The 15,655-nt window shown below is 40.6% G+C and carries 12 protein-coding genes and 1 pseudogene; 4 read left to right on the forward strand and 9 right to left on the reverse strand.

The features are described 5' to 3' along the window. Nucleotides 1-3 precede the first annotated feature (3 nt). The 8 genes from BP97_RS0116160 to BP97_RS0116195 are packed head-to-tail and all read right to left on the reverse strand — an operon-like array spanning nt 4 to nt 8,204. Complete coding sequence (locus BP97_RS0116160) at nt 4-1,062, reverse strand: glycosyltransferase (RefSeq protein ID WP_028550025.1); 1,059 nt, start codon at nt 1,060-1,062, stop codon at nt 4-6. Next, the gene (locus BP97_RS38890) at nt 1,059-2,099 is read right to left on the reverse strand and encodes a glycosyltransferase family 2 protein (protein WP_051620644.1); all 1,041 of its coding nucleotides are present in this window, start codon (nt 2,097-2,099) and stop codon (nt 1,059-1,061) included. The genes BP97_RS0116160 and BP97_RS38890 overlap by 4 nt, the downstream gene beginning before the upstream one ends. After that, complete coding sequence (locus tag BP97_RS0116170) at nt 2,096-2,809, reverse strand: phosphocholine cytidylyltransferase family protein (RefSeq protein WP_081824225.1); 714 nt, start codon at nt 2,807-2,809, stop codon at nt 2,096-2,098. Before BP97_RS0116170 ends, BP97_RS38890 begins: the two co-directional genes overlap by 4 nt. 14 nt (nt 2,810-2,823) lie before the next feature. After that, nucleotides 2,824-4,359: a glycosyltransferase gene (locus tag BP97_RS38895; protein WP_028550027.1), complete on the reverse strand. Its 1,536-nt coding sequence runs from the start codon at nt 4,357-4,359 to the stop codon at nt 2,824-2,826. Between the two features lie 39 nt (nt 4,360-4,398). Continuing rightward, on the reverse strand, nt 4,399-5,001 hold the full coding sequence (locus tag BP97_RS0116180) for a D-sedoheptulose-7-phosphate isomerase (protein ID WP_028550028.1): 603 nt from the start codon (nt 4,999-5,001) through the stop codon (nt 4,399-4,401). A 2-nt stretch (nt 5,002-5,003) separates the two neighbouring features. Next, nucleotides 5,004-6,314, reverse strand: a complete 1,311-nt coding sequence (locus BP97_RS0116185) for an HAD-IIIA family hydrolase (RefSeq protein WP_028550029.1) — start codon at nt 6,312-6,314, stop codon at nt 5,004-5,006. Next, entirely contained in the window at nt 6,314-7,249 is a 936-nt protein-coding gene (locus BP97_RS0116190; protein ID WP_028550030.1) for an NAD-dependent epimerase/dehydratase family protein, read from the reverse strand. Before BP97_RS0116190 ends, BP97_RS0116185 begins: the two co-directional genes overlap by 1 nt. Before the next feature lie 16 nt (nt 7,250-7,265). Continuing rightward, nucleotides 7,266-8,204 (reverse strand): GHMP family kinase ATP-binding protein, encoded by a 939-nt coding sequence (locus tag BP97_RS0116195; protein WP_197035476.1) that lies wholly within the window; start codon nt 8,202-8,204, stop codon nt 7,266-7,268. Nucleotides 8,205-8,541: 337 nt separating this feature from the next. On the opposite strand from BP97_RS0116195, the gene BP97_RS38900 reads away from it, so the two are divergent. From BP97_RS38900 to BP97_RS39730, 3 genes and pseudogenes are all read left to right on the forward strand, one after another. Continuing rightward, a complete protein-coding gene (locus BP97_RS38900; RefSeq protein ID WP_051620645.1) occupies nt 8,542-11,073 on the forward strand; it encodes a CDP-glycerol glycerophosphotransferase family protein in 2,532 nt (843 codons plus the stop codon). A 53-nt stretch (nt 11,074-11,126) separates the two neighbouring features. Beyond that, nucleotides 11,127-11,999 carry a class I SAM-dependent methyltransferase gene (locus BP97_RS36540; RefSeq protein ID WP_051620646.1) on the forward strand — a complete coding sequence of 291 codons (873 nt, stop codon included), beginning with the start codon at nt 11,127-11,129 and terminating at the stop codon, nt 11,997-11,999. Nucleotides 12,000-12,095: 96 nt separating this feature from the next. Then, nucleotides 12,096-12,491: pseudogene (locus BP97_RS39730) on the forward strand (3'-5' exonuclease); the annotation flags it as partial. A 175-nt stretch (nt 12,492-12,666) separates the two neighbouring features. On the opposite strand, the gene BP97_RS0116210 reads toward BP97_RS39730, so the two are convergent. Continuing rightward, nucleotides 12,667-14,079, reverse strand: a complete 1,413-nt coding sequence (locus tag BP97_RS0116210) for a sensor histidine kinase (protein WP_028550032.1) — start codon at nt 14,077-14,079, stop codon at nt 12,667-12,669. Nucleotides 14,080-14,519: 440 nt separating this feature from the next. Between BP97_RS0116210 and BP97_RS36545 the strand changes: the two genes are divergently transcribed. Then, on the forward strand, nt 14,520-15,305 hold the full coding sequence (locus tag BP97_RS36545; RefSeq protein ID WP_081824226.1) for a C39 family peptidase: 786 nt from the start codon (nt 14,520-14,522) through the stop codon (nt 15,303-15,305). The last annotated feature ends 350 nt before the right edge of the window (nt 15,306-15,655 follow it).

Genomic DNA, 15,655 nt, shown 5'->3' on the forward strand with positions numbered 1-15,655 from the left:
GCTTCAACCCTTCTTTTCTATAACATTTTTAAAATATAGCTGCCATTCAAGTAATTTTTCTTTTCCGTTATACGCGGATTCCGCAAATTTTCTGAAATTTTGCAGAGCCGCTTCATCCATATGACACTCTTTAGCAAAGACAGGCAAAACCTCAGGCTGCAGTGCAACTTCTAGATAGGGCTGCAACCCAAGGTGTGAAATTATAAGCCCGGCGAAATCGCAGGCTTCTTCTAATAGCTGGTTTCTAATCTTGAAAATGTAAATTGCGTTGGCAATTAGGCGCAAAGAAGCCATAGCAAGCAGCGTATCTCCATTTGGGACGCGCTCGGCACAGTTTTGGAACACCTCCCAGCGATGCTGAAAGTCCCGCAAGGTATCCTTAGTTTGTACTGTGTACATTTGGGAGCTTGGACGATTATAGTAAACATAATAAGCTTGGTTCATGGAACCAGCGGAGTCGGCTAAAGAAAAACAACTTGTATTAAAAACGGCATCCTCGCCCATTTGTATCATTTCATTAAAAAATAAATCGTTCTGCTGTAGAAATGCTCTTCGATACAATTTATTCCACACAGGATTAGCTTGAGTTGATAATACCCATTTATACATAAAATTACGCCGTGACGTAAGGGAAGCACGGGTGACTTCCTCCCGGTACAGCATTTGGGCATGTATAGGCTTTGAATCTGCATTATCCCTTAATATTCCGCTCACAGCAATATCAAGTGAATGGGTAGAAGCAAAGGAATATAACTCATCAAACATCTCTGGCATTACGTAATCGTCCGAATCCACAAAGCCGATGTAATCCCCTTTTGCGTATCGTAAACCGATATTACGCACAGTGCTTGCCCCATAAGCCTGAGTACTCAAGATTTTCATACGACTTTCTCTACTACAATACGCCTCTGCGATGCTCCGGCTTTCTTTGTTGGAGTTCCCGTCAATAACTAACAGTATTTCAACGCTGCTAAGAGTTTGTCTACAGAGCGAATCAAGACAACGAGGGAGATAAGCTTCTGCATTATAAATTGGCACGATAATGCTGACTGCAGGACTCATGCAAACCAACCTCTGTCTAAAGTGATTTTTTCCTTTTTCAAGCATAAGGCAAGGAGTTCATCGAATAATTGCTCTTGTTCCGGTTGAATGCCGTGTATACGACAGTAATGCTGGATATAGCCGTTTCTCTGACAGAGAGATAAGTAATATTCCACCTTCTCGCCTTCAAGGAAGCTCGTTAATGATTCTTGCAGCTTATCCTCGGATAGTGAGGCTAACTGTCCATAAAAGACGATGCTTCTTATTCTCGTAAATGCGTAAATTCCTAGTATAGGGGCTACAAACTCCTTATCGGTTCCTTCCAAAAAGGTTCTGGCGATATCAAATACGGAAAAGTAGGTTTTACCCTGATCTGTGTTTTTTGCGGTTAAACGCACGGAAGAGTCTTCTCTTTGAATGTAGTTGTATAGAGCTTTCTCGATGTGCGAGATGCGCGGATGGGAGCAGCTCAGCATCAGATTGAACAGATGGTCTTCACTTGTTAATACATGTCGGAAGAGAATGCCAGTCTGCTGGATAAACTCCCTGCGGTAAAGACGGGACCACGCATAGTTGTTTGGCTTAGGAGCCGCGTTAAACCGGAAATAATAGTCAGCCAGGTTTTCGTCCGAAAGCTGAATCGTACTTTCTTGAAGCCGGGAGAACGATGCGATATGTTTATCCGGATAAACCATGTTAAAGTCACAAACAACAATATCTGCCTTTTCGGTGGTTGCTACAGAATACAAGGCTTCCAGCATATCCGGTTCTAAAATATCGTCGGAATCAGCAAATGAGATATACGGTGAGCGAGCCTTCTCCATACCGAAATTTCTGCCAATACCGCAAGGAGAGAATTTATATCGATTATAAAAAAAACGTTCATCTTCTTTTGCATACGATTGTGCTATTTCAGCAGTTTTATCCGTAGATTCCACATCGACAATAATAACCTCAAATTCCGAGAAGGTCTGTTTTTTAATAGAATCTAAACATCGGGCCAAGTAGGGTTCCGCATTCCACGCAGGAATGATAACACTGATTTTCGGAGTTGTCATCTGGCCAGCTTCACCTCTCTATAGTTCAAGATGCGCTGATAATCCTCAATAAAATCAATTTCCGCCCAGAAATGACCTGCAATATCACTAGTCCAGATGTTACGGCCGGGGATCATATTATATAAAATTTGCTCCCACCAGGCGTTGTGACGCTGAGCTTCAATCATGTAGGTAAGCTCGGCTCTGCATTCCCTTATAAAGGGTCCCTGAATCTTGGCAAGACCGACATATTCGCAGTTCGCTTTATTTTTATCTAGTCCTTTTCCATACTCGCGGACGGCACCATTCTCTACCCGGAATAAATAATCACCTTGCTCTACACGGCTGGAATCACAGAGCATCACACAATCCCGGTCATCTTCCATTAAAATAGGAAGCAGGTTTTCTTCCCAAAATACATCTGCATTGCCTAAGATAATGGTATCCCCACATAACGCATCCTTGGCAAACCATAGGGAGGACAAGCTGTTCGTAACGGAATAAAAATGATTTTCGTGAATCGTGACAGGCAAGTCTTTAAGCGCATCAATAATTCGTTCTTTCTGGTATCCAACAACAATATGTACTTCGATTCCATGCTCCAGGAGCATTTGGACCGTATGCTGGATTAGGGTTGTACCGCCAATATCCAGAGTGCATTTACAATTTCCATCTATATCTCTGCTGATTCTTGTGCCACGTCCCGCAGCCATAAGGATTGCCTTAGTCAAAAGCTTCCTCTCCCTTAAACAAAAAATTCGATATAATCTTCTTGTGGTGCATATCCATAACTCTCCAATCGGTGAGTAACTTCAGGAAAATGCTTATCCATGGAAATAAGTACATAGTAAGATCCGGGGTTCGACTCTAGTTCTTCAAGCCTCATTGCGTGAGGAGATTCGAGGCTTATCTCAAGCTCCTGTAAGCGTTGATCAACAATGCGGTAATCCTTGAATCCCTGCTCCTGCAACCTATATTCCAGTACTTGTCCGTTCCAGCCGTACCCCCAAATGACAGGTATGCGGTTATTTAAGTTTGCAAGAAAAATGGTTTCAGATTCACTGGTATCTGGCGGCAGCAGGTCAGATAAGTCTTCCCGTCCCAACCGGTACTTAAAAATCCGCAATGCGTCTCTATAAGTAAAGGAGTCGATAGTCTTGTTTTGAATAAGATTCAATTCAACTTGATTCAGAGATTGATAGAGTGCAGCCCTAGTGTTACGTTCTAACATGATGCTTTGGATAACTGCAAGGCTTTGATTGTTATTATTCTTTTTTTTAAGAACCTCTATAGAAAGATTTGCTCCTTCTCTACGATATAACAATAGCGTTTCCTGCAGGTTCGCTGTTTTTAAGGAAAATACGACTCGAGCAAATAAGTCTGTATCTTCAGCTAAAACTTCTTCGTTATACCACAAATTATTTTCTATAAATTTCTCCTTACGCCACATTACACTTGGGTGAATAAAGCTGCAAAATTTCAGTGATCTGCATTGGAGCTCCTGGTGTAGGAGGGGGTAAGGCTTGTTATTCCAGTTATTGATCGTTCCAAATGCACGGCATTGTGTTCCGCAGAAGTCTATTTCAGGATGAGCTTGAAGAAATTTAATTTGTTTGAAAAAGCGTTCCGGATGGGCGATATCATCTGAATCCATACGAGCGATGAATGATCCTCTTGCCTGGCGGATTCCCAAATTTAAAGATGCACCTAGTCGAGCTTTTTCTGTTTCCTGAACGATAAACGTACGTGTGTCCTCAAAAACAGATAAAATGGCTTCCAGAGGGTCGCCATTCTGATAGCCGTTCACAAGAATGAGTTCAAAATCCTGGAATGTCTGCTCATACACTGAACGAAGCGCTTCCCAAAGGTATTGCTGTGCCTGATATACTGGCAGTATAACACTAATAAGTGGAGTAACCGCAGCAGGAGATTCAGGCCGATTCAGTAACTGCTGGGCATAAAAATAGCTTAATTCAATTAAATCCTTCAGTCTAACGGCACCGTTAGGAGAAGGGAAGAGATCACGTTCAGCATAAAATGCTTGCAGATTCTTGGTTGACTCTATCCATATGTTATGTAGAATAGCATAGGCTTGTATCGTTGGTATTTGTTGAATGAGAGCAAGGAAGCTGCGCTTAAGCATGAAATCAAACTCCCGGTATGCTTGAAGAACGTCTAGGTAAGGATAGGCGTCCCATTGACCGATCATTCCATTGATCCGATCAAGGATTCGTCGGTCTGCATCGGTTAAAACACACTCATACTGCCACAACTGGTTCATATGCAACCCTCCTTATTGACCGATTGACCTAACAAAACGTTATCCTGCTATTTCCTTCAACTTAATATGAGGTATCCCGCAAAGTGTCCTATAAAAAATTGACATAATTAAATGGTCTAGAATCAGATGAATATCTTCGGTAATCTGCATACTATCGATCGGTACGTGTAAAGAAATATCAGAGAGCTGTTTTAGTTTCCCACCATCATACCCTGTCAGACCAATGATTTTATTTCCGTGTTCCTTCGCAAACTCCACCGCATTAATAACATTCCTGGAGTTACCGCTTCCTGAAATGGCCATAACTATGTCGCCAGGCTTAATACGACCTCGAAGTTGGAAACGGAACACCTCTTCAAATCCTATATCGTTGGCAATCGCCATCATTGTTGCGATATTATCATTGAGACACTGGAAGTTGAATTTCTTCTCAACGTACTCGGAAATGCCTTTATTGAAATCATTCTGATAGTGTGATGCCGTAGTAGAGCTGCCGCCGTTACCGAAAATATAAATCGTATTCTCAGCTTCGTACGTCTTCATAATCAAATTCATTGCATCATTAATAGCATTAATGTCCAAACGTCTTAATGTATTAATTTCGTGTTCGATATAAGTTTGAATATCCGCTCTATAGTCCATTATCAGCAGTCCTTTATCTGTAATATAGCTTTCACGGCTTCTAGTAAATGATTGCTCGTCAAATCGGATTGAACATCGTATTTCTTGTCCTTGCCTGCTTCTCCAGTCAGTACTAAAGCCGTATGCATTCCTGCATTTTTCCCGGTTTGAATATCAACGGTTGTATCTCCTATAATCCAAGAAGATGCAAGGTCGATATTATACTTTTGAACACAGATATCAATTAATCCCGTATCAGGCTTTCTACAGGTACAAGCGATCTTATACAATGGGTTTTCTTCCGGGTACCCTTTATCCGGGTGATGCGGGCAGAGAAGGATATCATCAAGCAGCACGCCATGCTGCCCCAGAAGGGTTTGCATTTTGTTGTGGATGTGGATAACATCAGGAATATCGCAAAGCCCTCGCGCCACAACGGGTTGGTTGGTAACAACGATCGCGAGATAACCTGACCGATTAATTAGCTTAATTGCTTCTACTGTATGGTCCTCTAGAACAAAATCCTCTTCTTTATTAATAAGTCCTCTATGCTGATTGATCGTCCCGTCGCGGTCGAGAAAAATGCATCTTTGTTTAATCATCAAATTTCTTGATGCTACGAAACCGGTAGATAATTCTTCCGCTGCAACTTTAATCCGCTCAGGAGTCCCTACATCCTTAATGTATTCCGGGGATTGATAAGCGTAGATCGAACCGCGCTTTGCAGCTAGTGGCATTAGCAGGTCTTTCTCCAGATCTGTCTTATCGTCTTTATTAACCATATCGCAAATTTCTCTGCCTATAATATATAGACCTGCGTTGACACAGTTGTTATACCAGTAGTCCCGTTTGCTATGCTTGGAATCAAATCCAATGACCCTTTGTGTTTCATCCATTACAACTAAATCAGAGTCATAGGGGTGAGAGTTCGGATGAACAAACAATGTAGCACACGACTGCTGCTCAAGATGGAATTTCTCCATCCTCCTTAGGTCAATATCGAAAAGAACATCCCCGTACACAAGAAGAAAGTAATTCTCTGTCAGCCACTCTTTCAGATAAAATAAAGCCCCTGCCGTACCGAGCGGCTTCTCCTCGCGATAGTAAGTGATGTCCACACCGTGACGGGATCCATCGCCAAAATGCTCTTCGATCTTTTCTCCCAAATGACCGGTTATCATTAAAATCTTGGATATATGATTTGCCTTTAGGCTCTCAACCTGCCACTCAAGTATCGCCTTTCCATGGATTTGGGCCATAGGCTTTGGAATATCATCATTTGTAATCGACCTAAGACGTGTTCCCTTACCGCCAGCCATTATGATAGCCTGCATCAAATGACCTCCTCAACCGTCTTAGCAACCGCCTCATCAGAAGTCCATCCGGCTTGCCAACCTATCGAATGAATTTTATCGAGATTATACGCGAACACCGGAACGTCTCCTTTCCAGCCCCCGCGTCCACCAGTATAGTTATACTTTACACTGGTAAGTCCCATCTTTTGGCATACAATGTCGGCGATTTTAGTAACTGTCGTCTGCGTGTTAACCCCGATGTTATATAATAAGACGCCTTCTTCAAGCTTATCCTTGAGCATGACGATCCCGTTAATCAGATCAGATACATGCATATAGGGCTTAGCCTGAGTCCCGTCCCCAAGGATCAGCAGTTCATTGGGGTTTTCCCTTAGTTTCCTTATGAAATCGTAGATTACACCGTGGGTAAGTCTAGGACCAATGACGTTAGGGAAACGGAAAATCAACGCTGACATTTGATTCATGTAGCTATAAGCGGATATCAATGCTTCCGATCCAAGTTTAGCGGCACCATAGTAAGAAATGGGTTCCAGAGGGGTGGAACTCTCAGTTACATGGACTCCATCTTTTTCCCCATAAACAGCAGATGTAGAGGCGAAGAATAATTTCTTAACTTCATGAACCCTCATGCATTCCAACAAATTAAACGTCGTTGTGTAAGTTTTGTGATATTCAATTTGCGGATTTATGGCACTTGCCTGAATGTCCGAATTCGCGGCAAGATGAAATACAAAATCGAATTTCTCCTTGTTGAATACACCAGAAAGCGCTTCGAAATTACAGAGATCCTGCTCATAGAAACTAAAGTGGGGATGATTTTGCAGATGTTCGATGTTTTTCCTTGTACCAATAAAAAAATTATCTATGCAAACTATCTTGTGCCCTTCCTCGAGCAGAGCGTCGATGAGATGACTACCGATGAATCCGGCTCCTCCAGCTACTAGCATTTTCATGATTTTGTCCTCCAAACTATGAATGGGACCAATATTTATCTCCAATGTAGATAACAGAAGACCCGTCATATTCGAATGTAATATCCATTTTTTTGAGGCCTATGGCTGCCCTTACCTTTTCCTGATTCTCAGGCTCACAGTAGAACAGAAGAAATCCACCGCCTCCGGCGCCTAGAAGCTTACCCCCTAATGCGCCATGTTCCATTGCAGTATCATAAGCTCTATCGATCTCCGGATTGGAAATTCCCGACGCGAGCGTTTTCTTTAAATGCCATCCCCGATTCAAAATATGACCAAACGAGGACAAATCGTTATGTTCGAGAGCAATTTTCATTTCCTCTGCAAGTCCGCACATCTGAAGCAGGTTGTTGGCTTTGTCGTCTTGGCTAATATTTTGTTTTTGTTCACTGAGAATCGTATTGGCAGAGCGCGAAGTTCCTGTGTAAAACATCATCAAGTTATTTTGCAGCTTTGTGTATGTTTCCGGTCTCATGACAATAGGCTCGACCGATACGCTGCCGTTTCTATTAAAACGTATAAAATTAAGCCCTCCGAAAGCAGCAGCATATTGATCTTGTTTACCAATGGGGGCTCCTAATTTATTGATTTCAATATCACAGGCTTCTTCAGCCAGTTTCGCTTTCGATATATATTTACCTTTATAACAAGATAAAGCATGCAGTAACCCTACAGTAAAAGTGCTGGATGATCCAAGACCTGTTCCGGCAGGTACATCCGCAGTGCTGGTAATTTCGACACCGGATATATTTTTTTGATTCAGTACGCTATTAAGAATTTTATGTTTGATTTTCGAGATATCATTAACTGTTTCATTTTCTGAGTATTTGAGGGCGGTATATCTCGGGTCAAAATATGGATGAATGGATATGTACATGTACTTATTGATTGAAGCGCTTAGGACACAGCCTCCATGACTTTCATAAAATGATGCCATGTCGCTTCCGCCTCCGCAGAAACTTACACGGAACGGGGTCTTGGTAATAATCACAATAAATTCCCCCATTGGATATGTAATGTTGTTTTGATGCTTAAGAGATGAGGTCTAAATTCCGATAATAGAATATATACTCTTTTTACTTATATCGACATGTTTCGAGGAAAACATTAGCTATAATAGAAATTGCATATATTTACCTACTTAAGTAGTACAAACTGTGTGACAAAGCGATTTAGGTCAGATATAATGTGTGCAAAGCAAGGAGAAATGTCGAAAAAAGTAAGAAACGGTAGTAGTTAATATATATTTAGACAAAGAAAGGAAGAGTGTTCCTGTGCGAATTGAGCATAAGAAACAAGTCTTGGAACTCACCGATACGTTAAAGGAAGCCCTTCTGTTCTTAAACACACCGGAAGCCATTACAGCAGAGTATTTAAAGGATGACTGTCTGGCATGCATTGCTCATATCGCATCAGAATTGGGAGAGGTGCAGGACAAGGAGTACATCTCGTTTTGCGTGGCCTGCCAGGAAGATATTAACAAGAGGAACTTTGCGGAGGCATACAAGTCGGCAGATATGCTGTCAACGTGGATTGAAGAGTGTGTCCAAGTTCACTATGAAATTGCCTTTTTACCCTATAAGGCTGAAATGTGGGATGCTCTTGATAGTGTGTGGCGTGCAGTTAGTGCGGATCCAAGCTGTATAGTTCGAACGATTCCCATTCCCTATTATACCTTTGATTCACAGGGGGAGGCAGTGTCTGCAGAATATGATGGAGACCGGTTTCCCTCATATGTTGAAGTCACGCATTATAACGACTATGATTTAAGTTTGCAGCGGCCAGATGTTATTTTTATTCATAATCCATATGATGATTGCAATACAGTGACAATGGTTCATCCCCATTTTTTTAGCTCAAATTTGATTAATTATACGGATAAGCTGGTTTATATACCTTACTATGTTTCATTAGGTAAGCTCGTTCATTCTTTCCGTCTTCCTAGTTACAAAAATGCCTGGAAAATCTTTGTCCAATCGGAATCGACTAGGCAAGAATTTCTGGAATCCGGAGAGGTACAACCAAGTCAAGTCGTTGCTTTAGGTTCACCCAAAATAGATTATGTATACAATAGAATGCAGGAAGGTACCGCAATGTCCCTAGAGTGGGAAGCGGCTCTGAAAGGAAGAACCGTATTTTTGTTCAATTCCACTCTAGGTAGGCTCTTGAATGAAAAAGAGGATATCATTAAAAGCATGGAGGAAATTTTCCGTTTCTTTCAAAAAAGACAGGACATTGCTCTGATCTGGCGTCCACATCCGTTAAGTATAAAGACATTACAGTCTATGCTACCGCACCTTTTGGATTCATATTTATCGCTTGTTGAAGAATTCAAAAAAATACCGAATGCCGTTTATGACGAATCCCAGGACATGCATACAGCCATCATTCTCTCGGATGCTTATATAGGAGATTTTAGCTCGGTTATTGCTCCTTATGCTGTTACAGGAAAACCGATACTCAAGCTTTTCCCGAATATTAAATCCACCTTAGATAATTGGGGAGTTCATCCAGCATGGTTAGACTATAATGAGGAGTCCACTATGCCTATTACAGTTAACCAGGGAATCGTATCCGACAATTTATTGATATTTCCTTCAAATAATCGTGGAGGATTTTTCTCACTGGATCTCACAACGGAGAAATTATCCCACATACATGACTTCTTTAATAGGAGCTATATCGATCCTCAGTTATTTGTTAAGGTATGTAATTATCAAGATATCTTATGGTTCGTTCCTGGTCGTTCCTCTGAAGTCATAAATTATTACCGTAAAACAGATGAGATAAAATCACATCCTCTACCACCCATATCGAATCTGGGAGAAAGATGTTTTAGTACTGCGGTGCAGTATGAACATTATTTATGGATGCTTCCTGCTCAATCTACTACGATGGTTCGACTTCACATGGAAACAGGAGAGATGTTAGCGTACAAGATAGTCCCAGATGATTTCATTGGTTTAAATCAGGAGGATGTATGTTTGAGTGGTACAATCCATAATGATCTTCTTTGGGTAACATTACGTGGAAATAGATCGCTTATACAGATAGATCCTGTCTCTGGAGATATGGTAAAGCAAGATTTGGATTTTCTCCAGAATCTTGTCAGAGCCGTTGTTTCTGATGGACAAGCATTGTGGTTAATTACAGAAAATTCCTCCGTGGTGTACAAATGGAATCCTCAAACCAATGCAGTGGCTTTATATGATCAGTGGCCGGAAGAATTTGATGGAGGTAAACAGCCTTTTTCCAATGCAGTTTTTGATGGTGAGCATATCTGGCTTGTTCCGCATGATGCGAATATGATTATAAAAATCTCTACAAAAAGCGGTGAGATCTCTGCCGCATACTCTGGTATAAAAAAATGTAACTGGGCCATTGTTAACTCATGGTACCCGTTTCACTCTATTGAGCGTAATAGGGCTATGAAGGCAAATGATACTTTGTATTCGGGAGCCGTTCTTTGTGATGATTGGATTTGGTTTTGTCCTATTACCGCTCCGACGTTAATTGGGATTCATTTAAGAACTGGAGAAGTCAGGGAGGTCCTTGTTGCATTACCAAGAGAGCAGGATGAGCAACGAAATGCTGTGTGTCGATACCCACATCCTCCAAAAGAAGGAGTAGATTTGAGAAGCACCTTTAATAGTTCATCTTTTCCTCTAGGATCATTCGTCAATATGGTTAGCGGCAGTTATGAATGGAGTGAGAAACAACGTAAAGAAGTTTGTTCCAGTTTGGCAAATGCTGAAGGAACAAGCGGTAATGAAATATGGGAATATGTGATGGGTCATATTGAATGATCGACGGGTTGTTACAAAGTTATTTAAATAGTTTTATAGAGGAGCAGGTTTAATTGTCCATTATTAATAGGATTAAGACGAAATTTAAATCGTTTCTAGTTGATTCAATTCGAACTGCGGTAGATGAAACCTGCCAAAACCAAGCTAATGTTATGGAAAAATCCATACATGATGGCATAAAAAAGTTCTTTAATGAAGATTATCAAATAATTAACCGTATGCTGCAAAACTCAAAAACACACACAGAGTTAGCACGATTTATGATGGAAGATTTCAATCCGATGTATAATCCATATATACTTTTGAAACAAAAAGCTGCCAAAGAGTCAGCTGAATATATAGAACAAAATATGAAAGAAGCAATGATCATTCCCATGAAGACTTGGGGAGAAAAACTAAAAGTGCTGGAGCATTGTCTAAAGTATATTCCACAAAACAGTTTTATTGTAGAATGTGGCGTTTATGCAGGTAAATCTATTAATTTTATGGCGGACCGCTTTCCAGCAGCGCAAATTTACGGGTTTGATTCATTTGAGGGTTTGCCAGAGGACTGGGATGGCTATTTTTTAGAAAAGGGAACATTCAAGACTAACATTCCAGAAGTTAGATCAAACGTGACGTTATTTCAAGGTTGGTTCGACCAAACTTTGCCAGCATTTGCGGCTGAACACAAAGGTAAAAAAATTGATTTACTACATGTAGATTGTGATATCTACTCATCTACTGTAACTATTTTTGAAAATCTTCATAGGTTACTAGGAGATGGGTCAGTTATTGTGTTTGACGAATACTTCAACTATCCTAACTGGAAAGAACATGAGCATAAAGCATTTAAAGAATTTTGCGCGAAATACAATGTACGCTATAAGTATGTGGCTTCTGGTATGCAACAGGTAGCGGTAATGATTGAAAGTATTAACCATTAATTCTGTAAAAAGGAACAAGGTACTTGAGAGGGGATCTGAACTTTTTTAATGGTCTGGGAATCGTTTTTCATCGGTTATTAGGTTATTTCAGGACATGCCATCTTATATCGGGTAAAAAACAGTCATCGTTCTTCATACATTGATGAAATTAAGAACAGCTTAGAACAGCATGAATTGCCGTATACGTGGATCACAGAAAATGCGGAGTCCAAGCGTAATTTCGTACGAGATGAAAATACGATAAAGATATCTACCATCGATAGCGCAAAAGGTCTTGATTTTCGGACTGTGTTCATTGTCAATGTTGATAGCATGCCTTTCCCCCTTGAAGAAGTAGAAGAAAGGGAAGTCTCTCTTTTTTATATTGGGATGACTCGAGCATTGGAGTGGTTGTTCTTGACTTATAGCGGGGAATCCAAATTCACATAGTACTTGGACGATGTTACGAAGAAAAGAACTGTGCAGGAATCATCACATACACGGTCAGGATAAGACTGAAGCTTCAAATTGATAAGGTGAATTTTTAACATCTGTACATATGTAGGCGAAAACCCGTACCAGATAAGGGTTTTCTCCACTTATGTCTTTACTTTAGAGCACTAATTCAGGTTAATTGCCCTGCCGGCCAGAGATGAATTAATCCTTGTCCCAAACCATCCCCACCAACCTAGCCACCAACAATCCCTTCATAACAAACCGCTGGCAAAGTAACCCTAATCTCAGTTCCTTCCTCACTACTCTTCAAAATCTCAATATTCCCACCGTGAGAATTTACGATACGCTGACAAATAGACAACCCCAGCCCCATGCCTGCATCTTTTGTTGAATGAAACGGTGTAAAGATGTTTCCCCATGCTTCCTCAGGAATCCCTGAGCCGCTATCTGCAAACAGGATATGGATCTCATTGCTACTGCTGCTGGTTCGGATTTTGATGATTTTGCGCTCTTTTTCCTCCATGGCTTCGATGCTGTTATTGATCAGGTTCATAAAGACTTGCCTGATTTTATCTATATCTACGATGGCTGTAATCTGTTTTTCTTCGTTCAGATCGATGTATACGTTCTTCTCTTTAGTTTTAATGGACGTTAATACAAGAGCTTCCTTAATAATTTCCGTAATATCAGCTTCGGATGCATGGATTTTTCCGCTTTTGATGAACTGTTCGTAATTGGTGATCACGCTGTTCATATGCGAGCCCGCAACTTGAATCTGGTTCACCATTCCTAATGCCTTACTATTTAATTCATCGTTTCTTGCCAAAATATCCGAGTAGCCTTTCACAATAGTCAGCGGATTTTTTATTTCATGGATGAGGCCGGAGGTTGAGATTTCAATTTGTTCCTCTTGCTCTTTTCTTTTGATAATTTGATTGGTTTCTCTTATCATCTTTGTGTTCATGTGGGTAAAAATAAAGAAAATGAATACAGAAAAGATCATGACCGCGATTTGACTGGAATAAATGAAGGTCATTTCCTGCAAATTCATGACTCCAACGATATAGGTTAGTAGAAAGGCCGAGCTAAACGAGGTAAGAAAAAATTTCACATATTTATCGATGACTTTTCGGCTCGCAATGAGTGTCAGAAGAATGCTAACAATTAGCAGCTTGATATGATTGGCAAATAAGAATCCCCACTCACCGTACTTCGGGAAGAGCACAACGTCAGCGCTCCCAAAGCCTGCAATGGTATTCAGGCCTAAGACACCCAGGTCCGTCCAGTTGATGATATAGATGAAAATAGACCAGCAGTAATAAGCCGTTAAGGTATATTTATTGATAATCCACTTCATCCAGTTCCCTTGTTCTTTGGATAAGTGCTTTAAGGCCATATAGCCTACATATAAAAAGGCCGGAGGAAGCATGATAGAGCCGATTCGCAAAAGTCTGAAGAGAAAAAATATCGTTTCTTCACGAAATAGATCGATGCTGTATAAAACACTCACATCCAACTGCCATAGACTCATGAATATCATAAAAACGAGCATGGCGTTAGTAAGCTTTGTTTTGAAAATCATTTTGCTGGACATTCCTAAAAACAAGGGGACCAAAGACATGGCTGCCATCAGTATAAAATTCATATCTTTTCTTATCCTTCCCTTGATACCCACAGTTGGTTGGTATTGCTTCCGAACTTTTTATGAGAGTTCTCTTCAATTCTGCATTATTCTTACATACATATTTCGACATGATTTCACAAATTCAATATAGCATGTTTTATAAGAAAATATAGTGGATTCGTAGGAATAGTTTATAGAAAAAATAGGAAGTGACTTATTGCTAAAAGTCTGCAGTCTGTCCTGCACCCCAACCATTGTCAAGAACAGGATTTTCTTTCATTTTCTGCTGCGCGGCCAACAAAAATGGATCAGATGAATCAGGATGCTTTGAATACTACTTATCGTTAATTTGTGAACTGTGAATACGGTCAGCAAGGTGCTTTCTATTAAATTGACAAACATTAGAGGTAGCTGTTAAATGAAAATTAGTACTATTTCTCTGGGAAACGTGGTGAGTTTCTATGACTATAGCGCGTAGTTTGTGTATGGGTTTCCTCTATATCGGTTTAATGCTGTACCCAGAAGATAATCATCATGAATTATCCACGACCATAGATGCTTTAAAATCCACGGTTATTGAGACTACGGATGAGCTATCTTATGTTTCTGAGGAGGATGCTCCAAGGAATGAAGAGCAAATCGTAGAGGAGCACCTTATTGACGTAGAGGGACTCTCACAATTGCCTGAGTATTATAATGGTTGTGAGATTACAAGTTTGGCGATGCTTATTGACTATGTAAAATTGCCTTATACCCGGGAGGATTTAGTTAACATGCTTCCCCTGGATGAAACTCCATTAATAGTAGGAGAGAGCCAGGACATTGAGCAGTGGGGCGATCCCAATCACGGTTTTGTAGGAGACATTATGGGCAATCAGATGGGGTATGGCGTCTATAATAAACCAATAGAAGAACTGCTTCATCAGATTGATGCCGAAGGAGTGCTTAACCTGACTGGCGGGGAATTTGCAGCTGTCGAAAAACAGATCGCTCAAGAACGCCCGGTGATGGTATGGACAACATCGAATTTCGAGCCATCAGAATCATGGACAGAGTGGCATTCTCAGGATGGTTCAACAATAGAAGCTACATTTGATGAGCATGCGGTGCTTATGGTGGGTTACGATCAAGACTACGTATATGTAAACAATCCATTGAACGGTGAAAAAGCAGAAAAAGTAGCGAAGCAGCCATTTATCGAGAGCTGGGAGCAGTTAGGGAAGCAAGCGATAACGATTAGCAAGTAATCTCAAGGTGAAATGACCAGGCTACCAAGTGTATCCCGGTTCTGGTGGGAAGAGTTTTTGACTTACAAAAAAGAATAATAACTTTTATGGTTTTTGGAAAAATAAAACATTGCATTGCTTCAGAATACATGGTATATTGTCATTCCGGTCGCAAGACAGGACGCCGAATGAAAGCAACTTTAAAAAAACTAGTTGCAAAAGAAATTCGAGTGTGATATATTAATCAGGTCGCTTTCGACGGATGTCGAAAACGAACGAAGATTGTCCTTTGAAAACTGAACAACGAGTGAATGTTTTAAAGAGAATGAAAATTCTCGCTAGCATTGAATTTTGAGCTTAAGACAAGCTCT

Source organism: Paenibacillus sp. UNC451MF, from assembly GCF_000686845.1.
Classification (GTDB): Bacteria; Bacillota; Bacilli; order Paenibacillales; family NBRC-103111; genus Paenibacillus_S.

Coding starts and splice junctions, on each gene's coding strand:
- BP97_RS0116160 (WP_028550025.1), bottom strand. CDS start 1,062: ATGAGTCCTGCAGTCAGCATTATCGTGCCAATTTATAATGCAGAAGCT.
- BP97_RS38890 (WP_051620644.1), bottom strand. CDS start 2,099: ATGACAACTCCGAAAATCAGTGTTATCATTCCTGCGTGGAATGCGGAA.
- BP97_RS38895 (WP_028550027.1), bottom strand. CDS start 4,359: ATGAACCAGTTGTGGCAGTATGAGTGTGTTTTAACCGATGCAGACCGA.
- BP97_RS0116180 (WP_028550028.1), bottom strand. CDS start 5,001: ATGGACTATAGAGCGGATATTCAAACTTATATCGAACACGAAATTAAT.
- BP97_RS0116185 (WP_028550029.1), bottom strand. CDS start 6,314: ATGCAGGCTATCATAATGGCTGGCGGTAAGGGAACACGTCTTAGGTCG.
- BP97_RS0116190 (WP_028550030.1), bottom strand. CDS start 7,249: ATGAAAATGCTAGTAGCTGGAGGAGCCGGATTCATCGGTAGTCATCTC.
- BP97_RS0116195 (WP_197035476.1), bottom strand. CDS start 8,204: ATGGCATCATTTTATGAAAGTCATGGAGGCTGTGTCCTAAGCGCTTCA.
- BP97_RS0116210 (WP_028550032.1), bottom strand. CDS start 14,079: ATGAATTTTATACTGATGGCAGCCATGTCTTTGGTCCCCTTGTTTTTA.
- BP97_RS36545 (WP_081824226.1), top strand. CDS start 14,520: ATGACTATAGCGCGTAGTTTGTGTATGGGTTTCCTCTATATCGGTTTA.